Annotated in this window: 11 protein-coding genes, 1 tRNA gene and 1 CRISPR repeat array; of the genes, 9 read left to right on the top strand and 3 right to left on the bottom strand. The window is 35.9% G+C overall.

Translation table 11 applies throughout. The features are described from left to right. The first annotated feature begins 39 nt into the window (after positions 1-39). Positions 40-1,179, top strand: a complete 1,140-nt coding sequence (locus A9G28_RS09980; protein WP_065580578.1) for a hypothetical protein — start codon at positions 40-42, stop codon at positions 1,177-1,179. A gap of 159 nt (positions 1,180-1,338) precedes the next feature. On the opposite strand, the gene fabB is transcribed toward A9G28_RS09980, so the two are convergent. Beyond that, positions 1,339-2,550 (bottom strand): beta-ketoacyl-ACP synthase I, encoded by a 1,212-nt coding sequence (gene fabB / locus A9G28_RS09975; RefSeq protein ID WP_065580577.1) that lies wholly within the window; start codon positions 2,548-2,550, stop codon positions 1,339-1,341. Between the two features lie 279 nt (positions 2,551-2,829). Between fabB and A9G28_RS09970 the strand changes: the two genes are divergently transcribed. Then, positions 2,830-4,095, top strand: coding sequence for a putative DNA modification/repair radical SAM protein (locus tag A9G28_RS09970; RefSeq protein WP_065580580.1), 1,266 nt, complete (start codon positions 2,830-2,832; stop codon positions 4,093-4,095). Positions 4,096-4,098: 3 nt separating this feature from the next. Beyond that, positions 4,099-4,908 carry a TIGR03915 family putative DNA repair protein gene (locus tag A9G28_RS09965; protein ID WP_065580576.1) on the top strand — a complete coding sequence of 270 codons (810 nt, stop codon included), beginning with the start codon at positions 4,099-4,101 and terminating at the stop codon, positions 4,906-4,908. A gap of 56 nt (positions 4,909-4,964) precedes the next feature. Here the strand turns inward: A9G28_RS09965 and A9G28_RS09960 are convergent, their stop codons facing one another. Next, positions 4,965-5,723, bottom strand: a complete 759-nt coding sequence (locus A9G28_RS09960) for an MlaA family lipoprotein (protein WP_065566299.1) — start codon at positions 5,721-5,723, stop codon at positions 4,965-4,967. Positions 5,724-5,864: 141 nt separating this feature from the next. Between A9G28_RS09960 and A9G28_RS09955 the strand changes: the two genes are divergently transcribed. From A9G28_RS09955 to tkt, 6 genes are all read left to right on the top strand, one after another. After that, a tRNA-Arg gene (locus A9G28_RS09955) sits at positions 5,865-5,936 on the top strand. 259 nt (positions 5,937-6,195) lie between these two features. Continuing rightward, positions 6,196-7,005: direct repeats of the CRISPR family, unit length 28 nt; unit sequence GTTTAACGCCGAGTAGGCGGTTTAGAAA. Positions 7,006-7,725: 720 nt separating this feature from the next. Next, complete coding sequence (locus A9G28_RS09950; protein ID WP_081297763.1) at positions 7,726-7,968, top strand: FeoA family protein; 243 nt, start codon at positions 7,726-7,728, stop codon at positions 7,966-7,968. Then, on the top strand, positions 7,965-10,241 hold the full coding sequence (feoB, locus tag A9G28_RS09945; RefSeq protein WP_065580575.1) for a Fe(2+) transporter permease subunit FeoB: 2,277 nt from the start codon (positions 7,965-7,967) through the stop codon (positions 10,239-10,241). The genes A9G28_RS09950 and feoB overlap by 4 nt, the downstream gene beginning before the upstream one ends. A gap of 132 nt (positions 10,242-10,373) precedes the next feature. Beyond that, complete coding sequence (locus A9G28_RS09940) at positions 10,374-10,604, top strand: FeoC-like transcriptional regulator (protein WP_065580574.1); 231 nt, start codon at positions 10,374-10,376, stop codon at positions 10,602-10,604. Positions 10,605-10,934: 330 nt separating this feature from the next. Then, complete coding sequence (gene tal, locus A9G28_RS09935; RefSeq protein ID WP_065580573.1) at positions 10,935-11,885, top strand: transaldolase; 951 nt, start codon at positions 10,935-10,937, stop codon at positions 11,883-11,885. Between the two features lie 139 nt (positions 11,886-12,024). After that, on the top strand, positions 12,025-14,031 hold the full coding sequence (gene tkt / locus A9G28_RS09930; RefSeq protein WP_065580572.1) for a transketolase: 2,007 nt from the start codon (positions 12,025-12,027) through the stop codon (positions 14,029-14,031). A 77-nt stretch (positions 14,032-14,108) separates the two neighbouring features. On the opposite strand, the gene A9G28_RS09925 is transcribed toward tkt, so the two are convergent. Continuing rightward, a complete protein-coding gene (locus A9G28_RS09925) occupies positions 14,109-15,512 on the bottom strand; it encodes a phosphoethanolamine transferase (RefSeq protein WP_176702144.1) in 1,404 nt (467 codons plus the stop codon). Positions 15,513-16,444: the final 932 nt, after the last annotated feature.

Genomic DNA, 16,444 nt, shown 5'->3' with positions numbered 1-16,444 from the left:
TGTGAGTGTCTTTAATCGAAATAATTTGGAGTATATTTAATGAATCATCCTCGCAAAGCAGTAAAATTGATGCTGATATTTATCAGTACATTAATGGTTATTAGTATATGTCTATTCTATTTTTGTTTTTCTGCGCAAAGTAAAAATTATGTTGAATCGGAAACTATACCTATGGACTATACAATTTATCCTTCAACTATTCCCGAAAATCAATTATTACGCATAGACGAAGCTGAACAGCTATATAGGCATGCATTCGACGATCAAGTATTCCATGGAGTAGTTGATCCTGATAGCTTAGTAAAATTTATTAAACATGCTTGGCAATGGGATAAAAATGCAATGCCTTATTATTATGACTTTCTTACTTTTCAAGAGCTATACAATGATGATGAAAAAGAAGAAGGAATGATGTCATTTACCGAGTTTATGCGTAAATATCGCGATCAGTTAGTGGATAATGCCGGTAACCCACTAGTTGAACCTAAAGTGTTTAGAAGTATTAAAATGAGAGGTTATTTATGGGATAAGTTTGCCGATTTAAAATATCCCTATTTTGCTTATCGTAAGAGTAGTTATTATGCTCCTTGTGGATTTGATGAAAGAGGAATAGCGAGACTATGCAAAGATGAACAATTAGAAAAAAGTATTGAATATCTCAATGATGCCATTGAAGGTGGCTATCATTGCTACGAAAAATTGATAGCCCAAATGTTATTTCAACAAGGACGTCACTATAAAAATCAGCAATATAAGCAACTGAATAAATTAACTGAATACCGAAAATCCTTAAAATCAGAAGATTTAAAACTGTCGATTGATTATGCGCAGTTAATGGCGGAGCATAGCTCGATTATTGGTATATTACGGGTTACCGAAGCCTATTTATATGGATTAGGTCGTGAGCATGATATTGTTAAAGCCTATGCATGGTCGCTATTAAGTGATTATGCTAAACAAAAAATCGAGGAACAAGGTAACAATTTAGCGTGGGATTCTGAGCAACTCCCCCCAGTTTGGGAATATAACGAGCAAATTCAAAATCATTTAGAACAGATCCTCACCCCAGCACAAAAACAAGCAGCGCAAGGTTACCTGACAGAGATAACAGCCAAAATTGTAAGTTGGAACTATAATCGTTGGCGTGATGAAATTGAGGATTTTCATCCAAAACCTTAATTTATTGGCATTATTAATTTCAGTTAAAATTGCTCTTTAATATCAAGCATAATATCATAAATTAAGGTGAGTTTATGGAGTTATCTAATATAACGTTATCAATAAAAAACCGTTCTTAAATAAACGGTTTTTTATTGATTGATACTAACTTAATGCTTATTAAGCTTTGTATTTTTTCATTACAATTGAGGCATTAGTGCCGCCAAAACCAAAACTATTTGACATGACTGTTGTGAGTTCACGTTCAGTTGGTTCGGTAATAATATTCATACCAATAGCCGCTTCATCAAGTTCATCAATGTTGATACTTGGAGTAATAAAGCCATGCTCTAACATTAATAATGAATAGATAAGCTCTTGTGCGCCAGTGGCACTTAATGAGTGGCCTGTCATTGATTTGGTTGATGAAATCGCTGGAATGTTATCACCAAAAACTTGTTTGATTGCCCACAATTCTTTGACATCTCCAACTGGGGTTGATGTACCATGAGTATTGATATAATCAACAGGTACATCTAAGTCTTGAATAGCTAGTTGCATACAGCGCATTGCACCTTCGCCTGATGGTGCCACCATGTCATGACCATCTGATGTTGCACCATAGCCAACAAGTTCACCGTAAATATGAGCTCCACGCGCAAGAGCATGTTCTAGCTCTTCAACAACAACCATACCCGCACCGCCAGCAATAACAAAACCATCACGGTTTTTATCGTAAGCACGTGATGCCTTTTCTGGATTGTCGTTATATTTGGTTGATAAAGCGCCCATAGCGTCAAATTCGCAAGACATTTCCCAGCAAAGCTCTTCACCACCGCCAGCAAAAACAATATCCTGTTTGCCAAGTTGAATGAGCTCCGCTGCATGACCAATACAGTGAACCGATGTTGCACAAGCTGATGTCATTGAATAGCTAACACCTTTAATTTTAAATGGGGTTGCTAAACAAGCCGAAATTGCTGATGACATTGATTTGGTTACTGCATAAGGACCAACTCCTCGTAATCCTTTTTCTTTCATGCCAGCAACGACATTGTATTGTGTCTTAGTTGAACCACCATAGCCCGCAATTAGACCAGTACGAGGGTTAGAAACTTGTTCAGGGGTTAATTTTGCATCTTCAATAGCTTGTTGCAAAGCAAGATAACCATAAATAGAAGCATCATTCATAAAACGAACAACTTTGCGATCAATCAATCCTGTAGTATCTAGTTTGACATTTCCGCATACATGGCTACGCATACCGCTATCTTTCATTTCTTGAGAAAAGGTAATACCGCTACGGCCAATTTTTAGTGATTCTAAAACTTCTTTAGTATTATTCCCAATACTTGAAAGAATTCCTAACCCTGTAATAACAACACGTTTCATTTACTATTTAGCTCCTAAGTTATATCTGGCTTCATACAAAAAAGTGCGTTGATTATAGCGTACAGTTGTAAGCTGAACAATACTTTGCCGTGTTTTTTATTTCTGTATCCTAATATCGCCTTAATTATTTATATAGGTAAAGCAATTACAATAAATTTACTGCTTAAAAAAATGATTAAAATAGTGAGTGATGACGGTTTTTGTCAGCAATATATACTTGCAAAACCTACTATGGTTACGATACACTGTATAAATAAACAGGTAAGTGTTAAGTTCAATATGACTGAAAAAATAATAACCAAACTGGAAATTTTAGCTGAATCGGCAAAATATGATATTTCTTGCTCGTCGAGTGGTGCATCAAGAAATAATAAAAATAAAGGCATAGGTAATGCATATAAATCTGGTATTTGCCATTCATTTACCGCTGATGGGCGATGTGTTTCTTTACTTAAAATTATGCTAACTAATTATTGCATGTTTGATTGCGCTTATTGCATTAACCGACAAAGTAACGATATTCCTAGAGCTGGTTTTACTCCGCGTGAATTGGCTAACCTCACCATTGAGTTTTATCGTCGTAATTATATTGAGGGTTTATTTATTAGTTCGGGCATAGTTAGAAGTCCCGATCATACCATGGAAAAAATGATTAGAGTGGTAAAAATTTTGCGCCATGAGCACGATTTTAATGGTTATATTCATATGAAGGCGATCCCTGGTGCAAGTAACGAGCTAATTAATCAAGCTGGCATATTAGTTGATAGGATGAGTGTTAATTTGGAAATTCCAACCGAAGAAAATCTTAAATTATTAGCACCTGATAAAGATCACCAAAGCATCTATCAGCCTATGCGTCAAATTCATCAAAATCTATTAGAAAATATTGAAGATCGCAAAAAATTTCGTGCCACACCCAAATTTGTACCCGCCGGTCAAAGTACACAAGTTATTATTGGTGCAACAGATGAATCAGATAAACAGATATTACAATTAACGGCCAAACTTTACAAACGACCTAGTATGAAGCGGGTTTACTATTCGGGATTTATTCCTGTAAATGGTTACGATAAACGTTTACCTGTAGTGCAAGAGGTGCCAAGAGTGCGTGAAAACCGTTTATATCAAGCGGACTGGTTACTGCGTTTTTATAATTTTAATGTTGATGAAATTGTTAACGATCAATACCCCGATCTTGATTTGACTGTCGATCCTAAGCTATCTTGGGCCATCCGCAACCCACAATGCTTTCCAGTTGATGTTAACCGTGATAGCTACCAAAAAATTTTGCGGGTGCCAGGTATTGGTGTTAAATCGGCCAAGTTGATTGTGATGGCAAGGCGTCATCGAAAGCTTACTTTTGATGCGCTTAAGCGCATTGGCGTTGTTTTAAAGCGTGCGCAATTTTTTATTGTTTGTCATGAAATGAGGAAATTTAAGGTGCTTGATTCATCGGCCGAGTATATCCGACTCTCTTTGCAAGATCCCCCTTTGTTAGAGGCAAAGCAAGATAATATTCCACATCAACTAGTCATGGGATGGTAGAGCATGTTAGCATTCTCTTACGATAAAAGCTTTGAAGGATTATTATGTGCGGTATTTGAGGCTTTTAAGCTCAAAAAAATGCCTGAATGTTTGTTAGCTACAGAGCAGGTAGAGCCACTATTAGTATCTGACACACATCATGTCGAATTTGATAATGCCAAATATGAGCGTGTTCGAAAGGCATTAATTAACAAACTTAGTAAAGTTGCTCTACGCCATTTAATGTATGTTTGGTTATCTGAACTGCCCGAAAGTGATTTAATCGTTTTTCGCTATATTTGCAAGGTATTTAAATCATCTCAATCAATCGAAACCGATTTTGCCGATCAAGATGTGCTGGCGGTACATGATATCGCTAAAAAAGTTAGCCGAGAACGGCATCGTGTGATCCAATTTGTACGTTTTAGTGCTATAAATAATCCTGTTAAAGATGTGTTTAATGATAAAGAAGATAAAATCTATTTTTCAATCATTGCTCCTATATATAACGTATTGCCGTTGGTACTAAAGTTTTTTAAAGATCGTTTTGCTGATCAAAAGTGGGCTATTTATGATGAAAAGCGCGAATATGGTTATATTTATAATTTACATAGCATTGAACCCGTTTCGCTGACTGATAAAGATGATTTGATTATTAACAGCCAAGTGAATAAAAATTATCTAGCTAGGGATGAAGCATTATTTCAAACCATGTGGTTACGTTATTGTAATGCGTTAACTATCAAAGAACGAATCAACCCAAAATTACAAAGGCAACAAATGCCAAGTCGATTTTGGCATTATTTGCCAGAAATGAAACTCATGTTGAAATAAATCCTAAAACCAAAGGCCGCCAATAATTGACAGCCTTTAGTATAATTTAATAAAAATTATTGAGAATCAATATCGTTAATAAAATCATTAATAGATTCTTCGCGTTGTTGCTGTTTATTTTCGTCTACTTTACCACCAGAGGCTACAAAGTCATGACGTTGAAAGTAAGCATTGCGCATAAAGTTATAAGGGTCATCGCTATTTTTAATTAAATCTTCATATTCAATCGCAACTGCACGAGCTTCAATACCGTCAAATACACCACGTACTAACGCCCATTGCCAATCTAACCAAACAAGTGGAGGATAAAGAGTATCAACCACGCTACCACCTTCGTTTCTTAACGTTGCGGAACCATAAAATGGTAATACAACATAAGGGCCATAAGGCACATCGTAATGACCTAAAACATCGCCAAAAGTTCGTTTTCCACCTTTTTGCAATTGTGGATCTGACATACTTGCAACATCCACCAAACCAGCAAAACCGAAAACCGTATTTAAGAAAAAGCGTGCTAAATGTGTTCCGGCTTTGTGAACATCGCCTTGTAATAAGTTGTTTGCCATTGAAGCAGGTTCGGAAAGATTAGATGAAAAGTTAACTACACCTGTACGAACAGGTGATGGAACGTAATCCTTCCAAGCAACTGCAGCTGGACGTAAGACATAAGGATCAAGCGCATAGTAGTTAACATTAAACATGGTTTTGTTAAAGCCAGATAATGGGTCACTATAGGAATTTGTTTCAGGTTGATAAGTGGCACAACTGGTAAGCGCCATCACAGAAAACATCATACCAACTATTCGTTTTTTCATAGTATCTTTAATTAAATTTAATGAGGTTAAATGTTAAATATAGTTCAATTGTATCATGATTACTTAGAATAAAAAAAATAAAAAATTTTTCGTTATTTAAATGGCATTATCTTTGCAAATTTATTAGAATAAGCCTCCTATGACCTCATAGTTAAATGGATATAACGAGCCCCTCCTAAGGGCTAGTTGCAGGTTCGATTCCTGCTGGGGTCAAAACCCGCCAAACAGACACAGCTTTACATTGATATCCGCAATAAACTTTGATGCTCACTATAAATCAATTAAGTCAATTTTGTTGTACAGTAAAATTTACGCCTTATCAAATCATCTAAAGCTTTATAACCCTTTTTTTGAGCTGTAAAATAAAACAAATAAAAACATTGTGTTAGTGATTTTCTGCAAAAAAGGGTTTTTGGAGACAAAAATCCTATTTGCCTTTTGGCAAACAAAGTTTATAGTATGTTTGTTTCTAGTTTAACGCCGAGTAGGCGGTTTAGAAATCTGTCAGAATTCCATTTACAATTGTTTTTGGCGTTTAACGCCGAGTAGGCGGTTTAGAAATATTGGTCGTTTAATTGATGCAGATCATACTGGTTTAACGCCGAGTAGGCGGTTTAGAAATTACGAAGCTGGCCTGCAGGCTGATGCACCGTGTTTAACGCCGAGTAGGCGGTTTAGAAAAAAATTCAAGTTCTTCATTTAATCGAGTTTTTGTTTAACGCCGAGTAGGCGGTTTAGAAATCTGACAAAACCTGCACGAGGTAAACAATTGCGTTTAACGCCGAGTAGGCGGTTTAGAAACGGGGACACGCGCCCACTAAATAGAGGTAACTGTTTAACGCCGAGTAGGCGGTTTAGAAACGAGTAAAATCGTGTCATCAGGAATTAATGATGTTTAACGCCGTGTAGGCGGTTTAGAAACGCCGGAAACGAAAAAATGACGTATCAGGCATTGTTTAACGCCGTGTAGGCGGTTTAGAAATTTCAGCAACACATACAGCCCGCCCTTTATACGTTTAACGCCGTGTAGGCGGTTTAGAAAGTACACCTCCTGCCATTCGTGCAGTTGCGCCGGTTTAACGCCGAGTAGGCGGTTTAGAAAATGCGGAGTACCCACCGCACGCCAACATAACCGTTTAACGCCGAGTAGGCGGTTTAGAAAAGACGTTAAACTAACGCGATGAGCTAATGAAAGTTTAACGCCGTGTAGGCGGTTTAGAAAATGCTAATATAAATATACGATTCCAACCTAGTGTTTAACGCCGAGTAGGCAGTTTAGAAAATTGCGGGGGCTCGCACCTCCCAAAATTTATAGCTTAACGCCGTATAGGTGTTTATTTTATATAAAAATAATATCTTAATGATTTATTTTAAAAATTTAATAAAGCAGTAAGCTGATATTTTACAACACTCGAAGATAATTATTGCTATTTATTCAGCGTTGAATAGTGTTGGCGCTCTAGGTTTGTAATTAGCAAATTTTATACTCAAACGCGCATCCACCTAAAAGTTTTTACATTGTGATTTATCGAGTTTTGATAGCGTTACATTTTTAATTACAAAATAACGCTAGCATTAATGTTGAAGATAAAGAAATAGTTAATATTACTCTAACAGTAGAGCTTTGTGCGTATTTTAATTATGTGGCGATGCTCGTTCTTTAGAATAGTTCGTTCATTTTACAATTTTGTCTTAGATTGATGTAGGTTTACCACGAGTTTCCCAATTAAAAATTGCTAACCAGATAGTATTTATTGTTTTTAGTGGTAATTAATTTATTGTCTAAATAAAAGCTTAACTTCTTGGATTGATTTTTGATTATTAGATGCCATATGTTTTTATTATTTGAACTGTTTGGTTGTTTTTTCGCGTTTTATTTGTCATTGTTGCGAGTGATTCGCATTTTTATACTAAAAATAACTTTTCCTTTCTTTAAAATACGTGTTGTTAATTTAATGCTATTACTTTTTTATTAATACTGTCATCTTTTTTAGGAAAAATAATGTCATCTTTTACCCTTAACCAACTACCTTTAGGGCACGAGGCGGTTATTTCTAGATTATTGCCCGAATCGTTACCCTTTCGTCGAAAGTTACTTGCAATGGGTATTACACCGGGTTGTAAGGTTTTGGTTGTGCGTGTTGCGCCACTTGGTGATCCGATCGAGATCAAAATGCGTGGTTTTTTGCTTTGTTTACGTCGTAATGAAGCGAAAGCTATTGAAGTAATGGAGGTCGCTGCGTGAAGATAGCACTCATTGGTAATCCTAACTGCGGTAAGACTACGTTGTTCAACTTATTAACAGGCTCTAAACAGCGAGTAGGAAATTGGCCTGGCGTAACAGTGGAACGTAAAACGGGTATTTTTACTTATCATCATAGGCAATATGAGATTATCGATTTGCCTGGCACATATTCGATAGAGCCTGATCCACTCAGTGTTTCGCAAGATGAACTTATTGCTCGTCAATTTGTATTATCTGAAAGTGACAGTGTTATTATTAATATTATTGATGCAACAAATTTGCAACGTAGCCTTTATTTAACGTGTCAATTAATTGATTTACAAGTCCCCATAATTGTTGTGTTAAATATGATGGATGCTATTAAAGCTATTGGCGAACAGATTAATGTTGATATGTTGTCTACATTACTTGGTTGTCCTGTTGTTGCGATATCTTCTACAAAAAAACAAGGTTTATCGCACTTTTATCAACAAATTGAAACCATGTCGAAAAATCCACAAATTGCTCAGCCGTCGGTTGATCTACTTGGTGAAGAGCAGCAAACTGTTATTAATCGTTATGTTTGCGATCTACCCGAAGATAGCATTATACGCCAATTTAATCGCTGGCAATTGATGGATGTATTATTGGATGATTCGCGTTATAACTTGTCGCGATGTGAGAAAAAAATGTTAGTGGATTGTCGTTTAAAACTTGCACAATGGTGCGATAATGAAATTGATGTGGCACTGGCTAGCGCTCGTTATGATACGATTGATGCAATTTGTAAAAAGGTGATTGAGAAACCACGTGAGCTTAGTCATCGGTTTTCTGAAATACTTGATAATATTACCTTAGGACGCATTACTGGCATTCCCTTCTTTTTGTTGGCTATGTATGCCATGTTTATGGTGGCGATTAATTTTGGGGCAGTATTTATTGATTTTTTTGATGTACTGTGTGGTACTGTTTTTGTTGATGGCACAACTGAATTACTTCATGCTATAAATGCACCAAATTGGCTTATCGCGATTTTAGCTAATGGCATTGGTCGAGGTGTTCAAACTGTTTCGACGTTTATTCCTGTTATTGGTGCCATGTTTTTTTGTTTATCTTTTTTGGAGGATTCAGGCTATTTAGCCAGAGCAGCAATGGTCATTGACCGATTGATGCGATCTATTGGTTTACCAGGTAAGGCATTTGTGCCAATGCTAGTTGGTTTTGGTTGTGGGGTGCCAGCTATTATGGGTACACGAACGCTAGAGAGCACTCGTGATCGTATTATGTCGATTTGTATGATCCCTTTTATGTCGTGTGGGGCAAGATTGCCTGTGTATGCGTTGTTTGCTGTGATATTTTTCCCTAAGAATGCTTCGATAGTGGTGTTTACTTTATATTTGATCGGCATTGCTGTGGCTATGCTAACAGGGTTTGTGCTTAAATTTACGCTATTAAAAGGTTCATTAACGCCGTTTATTATGGAAATGCCTGTCTATCGTATTCCGACTTTAAGTAGCTTATTTAGTTTGACGTGGCAACGGTTAAAGTCATTTATATTTAGAGCAGGTAAAGCTATTGTATTAATGGTAACGGTACTAAGCTTACTTAATTCGTGGGGAAGCAATGGATCGTTTAGGGCTGAAAGCTCACAAGACACTATGCTTTCAGTGATTAGTCAAGAGATCACTCCAGTATTTGCACCAATGGGCATTACCAACAATAATTGGCCTGCAACAGTGGGTATTTTTACTGGTATTTTCGCTAAGGAATCGGTAATTGCAACATTAAATTCACTTTATTCTATGAATGATAATAACGAACAAGCTGAGCCATTCAGTTTGTCACAAGGCGTTTTAAAAGCATTAGCTACCATTCCCCAAAATTTGCAGACCTTGTCTGATGCGGTCTTAGATCCATTAGGGCTCACTGCTGTTTCGCAAGATATTGATTCGTTAAAAGTTGATTTAGAGGTAGATTCGGCGACGGTTTCACAAATTAAAATGGCTTTTGGTTCGCCTTCTGCCGCTATGAGCTATTTGATCTTTATTTTACTTTATACGCCTTGTGCCGCAGCGTTAGGGGCTGTATATCGTGAGGCTGGCTCAAAATGGATGATATTTGTGGCAATTTGGACTTTTACTATTGCGTGGCTAGCAGCAACAATTTATTACCAATGTACTTTGCTTGGACATTCGGCTGTAGCTACTTGGTGGCTCTTAGGATGCTGTATCTTTATTGTTGTGGCTTTGCTGTTTATGCGTTTTTTAGGGCGATATTCAACTTTAAATCAATAAGTTGAACTCAGTTTATGAAATCGTTGAAAATTATTGTATTGTCATTAAATAAATGGCTGGTTAATTTGTAAAAATAATAATAGAGGAGCGATTTGCAGGGCTCTCCCTGTAAATCATATTAATGTTATGTTAATGACGTCAATTCGTGATTATGTGCAATTAAAAGGCCGTGCATCATTGCAAGATATTGCAAGGCACTTTCGTTTACCTGAAAGTGCCACCGAGCAGATGTTACGGTTTTGGATAAAAAAAGGAATGATTAAATTAATCGTGCAAAATCAATTACTTCCTTGTCAAGCAGATAAATGCCATTCTTGCTCAAGTTGTAATTTAACAAATCATATTGAATATACTTGGGGGTAATCAAATGCATTTGTTAGATTTGTCTGACTATTTTAGTATTCATTAGTTTTTATTTTTATTGGTAGATTAATACAAATTAATAGAGATTTGATTTTGTGATTTAGTTCTCATAATTGAAATTATTTGTACGGTAAAAATAGCAAATATAACTAATAAAAATAAGTGAATTTATCTTGGTAAAGCTTGATAATAACGTCTTATTTACAGTTTGAGCTGTTTGTTTTTGCCAACAATATAATGAAATCATCGTCCGATGACAAAGTCGTTTTATTATCGAATAAATGTTATTATACTTCCATTATAGTAAAGCGCTGTATGAGGATAAAAAATATGAATCAATTAGATGAATTTAAAAAACTAACAGTAGTTGTAGCCGATACAGGTGATATCGATTCGATTAAACAATTTTCGCCTGAAGATGCAACAACTAACCCCTCTCTTGTTTTAAAGGCGGCACAGCTTCCTCAATATCGGTATTTGATTGATTCTGCGATTGAAACAGCTAAAAAATTAGGTGGTAGCAAAGAACAGCAATTGATTAATGCTTGCGATCAAGTGGCAGTCAACATCGGTGCTGAAATTTTAAAATCAGTGCCAGGACGCATTTCGACCGAAGTCGATGCTCGTTTGTCTTTTGATAAACAAGCGTGTATTGAAAAAGCTCGTAAAATCATTGCGCTTTATAAAGAAAAGGGCATTGATAAGTCGCGCATTTTAATTAAAATTGCATCAACGTGGGAAGGTATTAAAGCGGCTGAAGTGCTCGAAAAAGAAGGCATCAACTGTAATCTAACTTTATTGTTTTCATTTGCACAGGCACGAGCTTGTGCTGAAGTAAATGTCTTTTTAATTTCGCCTTTTGTTGGGCGTATTTATGATTGGTATCAAGCTAAAAAAACTATTGATCCTTACAATGCGGATGAAGATCCAGGCGTTATTTCTGTTCGTAATATCTTTAATTACTATAAACAGCATGGTTATAAAACCATTGTAATGGGTGCGAGCTTCCGTAAAGTCGATCAGATTTTAGCGTTAGCTGGTTGTGATAGATTGACTATTGCACCTAACTTACTTGCTGAAATGCAACAATCAAATGCCACTGTTGTTCAAAAACTTAATCCAAATCAACCTGTAGTTGCTCGACCAGAGCCAATGACTGAAGCCGAATTTAGATGGCAACATAATAGCGATGCTATGGCAGTTGAAAAGCTAGCCGAAGGAATCCGTGCTTTTGCCATAGACCAAGGCAAATTAGAAGATATGATTGGAGCATTATTATAATCATTTTGAGCACTAGGGGAGTTAACTCCCCATCTTTACCACTATTTTGTTTTGTTAATTTGACTAACGATTTCGCAAGTAATTTTACCTTGCATGTATTAACAATTTTTAACTCAAAAATTTTTTTGGAGATTACAACATGAATGCAACCTCACTATCTCACCGCGAACTGGCGAATGCGATAAGGGCATTAAGCATGGATGGCGTGCAAAAAGCAAAATCAGGCCATCCTGGAGCACCTATGGGTATGGCGGATATGGCTGAAGTCCTTTGGCGTGGTTTTTTAAAGCATAATCCAACTAATCCAAAATGGGCTGATCGCGATCGTTTTGTTTTATCAAATGGTCATGCGTCTATGTTGATCTACAGTTTATTGCATCTAACAGGTTATGCGGTGACAATTGATGATCTTAAAAATTTTCGTCAGTTGCATTCAAAAACAGCAGGTCACCCTGAATATGGTTATGTGCCAGGCGTTGAAACGACCACAGGTCCACTAGGGCAAGGTATTGCTAATGCCGTTGGTATGGCTATTGCCGAAAGAACCTTAGCTGCGCAATTTAATAAGCCCGATCACACTATTGTTGATCACCATACTTATGTGTTTATGGGCGATGGTTGTATGATGGAAGGTATCTCGCATGAAGTATGTTCGTTGGCTGGTACTCTTAAATTAGGAAAACTCATTGCATTTTACGATGATAATGGCATTTCAATTGATGGAGAAGTTGAAGGCTGGTTTACTGATGATACAGCTAAACGTTTTGAGGCTTATGGTTGGCATGTGATTAGTGGTATAGATGGTCATGATGCCAAAGCGCTAAAACAAGCCATTGAGCAAGCGCAAGCAGTAACTGATAAACCGTCATTATTAATGTGTAAAACCGTTATCGGATTTGGTTCGCCAAATAAAGCGGGTCGTCATGAAAGCCATGGTGCGCCATTAGGTGATGCCGAAATTGAAGCAACACGTAAAGCACTTGGCTGGGATTTCCCTGCTTTTGAAATTCCTAAAGCTTATTATGATGCTTGGGATGCTAAAGATAAAGGTAAGCAGTGTGAAGATGAATGGAATGCCCGTTTTGATGCGTATGCAAAAGCTTATCCTGAATTAGCCAAAGAATTTACACGCCGTGTTAATGGTGATTTGCCTGAAAATTGGTTACAAATTGCTAACGATGTGGTGAATAAATTACAAGCTAACCCTGCAACGATTGCAACGCGTAAAGCGTCGCAAAATGCCATTGAAGCCTTTGCACCTGCTTTACCTGAGTTTTTAGGTGGTTCAGCTGATTTAGCGCCAAGTAACTTAACTATGTGGTCAGGATCAAAAGAAATTTTAGCTAATCCTAGTGGTAATTATATCCATTATGGTGTGCGCGAGTTTGGTATGTCCGCTATCATGAATGGTATTGCATTGCATGGCGGGTTTATTCCATATGGTGCGACTTTCTTAATGTTTATGGAATATGCACGTAATGCGATTCGCATGGCTGCGCTAATGAAAATTCGGTCATTATTTGTTTATACTCATGATTCAATTGGTTTGGGTGAAGACGGACCAACGCATCAACCTGTTGAACAAATGGCTAGCTTACGTGTTACGCCAAATGTTAGCACATGGCGCCCGTGTGACCAAGTAGAGTCAGCGATTGCATGGCAATATGGTATTGAGCGCAAAGAAGGACCGACAGCATTAATCTTTTCAAGACAAAACCTAAAACAGCAAGAGCGTACAGCTGAACAACTAGCTAATGTTTATCGTGGTGGTTATATCCTAAATGATTGCACGGGCGTACCAGAATTGATTATTATTGCTACTGGTTCGGAAGTAGAGCTTGCTGTTGAAGCGTATCAACAACTGACCCAAGCAGGAAAGAGAGTACGTGTGGTATCAATGCCATCAACTGACGCATTTGATAAACAAGATAGTGCTTATAAAGAGTCAGTACTGCCATCATCAGTGACAGCTCGTCTTGCTATTGAAGCGGGTATTAGTGATTTTTGGTATAAATACGTTGGGTTAAATGGCAAAGTTATTGGCATGACAACTTTTGGTGAATCAGGACCGGCTGATCAACTGTTTAAAGAATTTGGCTTTACTGTTGAAAACGTACTTACACAAGCAAAAAGTTTGCTGAAATAGGTAACAATTAGCACTCTCAGTAATGCACTAAAAAACGCCATCATTTAGATTTGTTGATGGCGTATTCAAAACTAGTATCAATTAAAAGGATTTGGGTCTTCTTTTAATTGATCAAACTGAAATAGTTTATTGGTTTTCCAGTCTTTTATTTGTATTTGCGTTTGTTCTGGTATGTCTGTTAATTCATTTAGCATATAATCATGTCGTACATCTAATTTAATTCCTAACCAGTGGCTTAATAAATAAACAAGTTGTAATCCAGAGATTTGTTTATTAATTTTTTGTTGAGGTTTGTTATCTGAATCAAAAAAGATAAAAGGAATTCGATAGCTATCTTTATATTCGGCATTGTGTCTTAAGTCATTATATTGGTCGGTATGAGCAAGCCCATGATCTGCAAAGTAAACAACAGAATAATCTTGATTATGTTTTTTTAACATACCAATAGTTTGAGCAATAAGGTCATCTGTTTCTTTGATACTACTTGCATAACAAGAAAGATTTTTATTATTAAGATTAAACTGTACATCAAATTCTAATCGTTTACAAAAGTGAGGATGCGAACCTATAAGATGCATAATAATAAGTTTTGGTTTATTTCCTTCTTTTAGTAAAATATTATTTAATTCTGGTAATAATAATGTGTCATATTTCCCTCTTGATGATTTGCCATTATACTCGCCTTTTTTAGTATAAAAAGCATGCTGAGCATACGAGGCAATTCTTGGTACTGTAATCTCAATTTTTCCTAATTTTCCTTGATTTGATAGCCAATAAGTTTCAAATTTTGCATCATTAGCAATACTAACAATATTATTATTTAATTGTGCATGAACTTCTTTGCCATTTGGAAAAACAGATTGACTAATTATATGCGGAATGGATGATTGAGTATTTGGCGCTGGTGCAATAAGTCCATCCCAAATAATGCTGGCATGATTTCGAGCAAATGGTGTATTGTCATATTTAAATCCATAAGCACTCATATAGTCCTTTCGAACGCTTTCGCCAATAATAATAATATAGGTTTTATGCTTTGGATTAACCGATATAATTGGAATGCTATTGGTTTGTTCAATCTGTTTAATTTGCTGCTGTTTCTCTGTTAAATATAGTTTTCCGCTTTCATAGAATGCAATACAAAATTCTAAAATAGGATATTTAGTATTGCTAAAAATAGAGTAAATTGTTGAATTGAAAGTATCGGGATGATATTTAATAGTTACTTTTATTGGTTTATGGAAGCATAGCCCTAATATGAAAATAATCAAATAGCGATTATTTACTTTTGGAAACGGAAATTTTTTAAATAAGAAAATAAAAAATAGTATCAAGATTGTAGGAATAAAATAAAAATAAATAGGTAGTTGTGAACAAAATTCTGATATTTCATCAAAGTCTGTTTCTGCGATAGAGCTAATTACGGCAACATTCGGCGGGCCATAATAAAATCCTACAGGTAGATAAAGAGCAGCTATCACAAACCAAATGCAAAAAAAAACGCGAAAAAAAGTAAGTCTAGCTAAAAAGATCAGAGAAAAATATGTTAGAAATATACGATCAAAACGTTGCGGAAGTCCTAACAAATAAACAAGCAGAATGGAAAGACAAAGGCACATTCCATGTAAAAATAAGGTTTCTTTTTTTATCACTATTGTAACTGTATTAATTATTGGTAATTTTTGAGTCTGGTAATTATATATTTATTAGTTTGTTAAGCAATACTTGATGTATAATTCACTCGCATTATTTACAGTATTAAGAAAAATTATTGTAATAAATATGTATAAAAAAAATATTAATTGTTTGTTATTGAGAAACGATTTAGCGTTTATACAATAAAACAAAAATCACAGTCACTAACTTAGCATTGATATTTAATGCCAGTTGTCCCACTATTTATAAAGCATTAAAACTCTACTGTCACAAGCTTTTTAAATACAATTAGGTTCAAGTGAACGTTATAAAATAACAAAATATGGGCTTAAAAGGCAGGTTAAATTTGAGAAAACGATAACAGATCGTCTAAATTCGGCTCAGTCAACTTTTTACAGTATGATGTGTTAGCACAAATATCTTATACTATTAACGATATTTGCTCAGGTAACGGCGCCGAATACAAAGGAACTATTGGGCATGATTTTGTTAAGTTTTGCCAAGACAATAAAATCAATTAAAAGTTAACTAAAATTGCCCATCCTCAAACTAATGGTAAAGCTGAGCGAGTGATAAGTTTATTAATGGAAATTTGGTATGAACAAGAAGTATTGGTCGATGTAATTGCCAACAAGCCAAATTTTGTCATTTTATTAACTTTTACAATACATTTAAACTACATAAAGGCTTAAATGGTGCTACACCTTATGAGATGCTTGAATTTTATTTTAACAAAAATGTGTAAACAACCAGAGGA

Source organism: Gilliamella sp. Fer1-1, from assembly GCF_001690825.1.
In the GTDB taxonomy this organism is placed as follows: domain Bacteria; phylum Pseudomonadota; class Gammaproteobacteria; order Enterobacterales; family Orbaceae; genus Gilliamella; species Gilliamella apicola_C.
The sequence above is the reverse complement of the archived record's forward strand: the minus strand, read 5'-3'. Positions and strand labels throughout refer to the sequence as shown.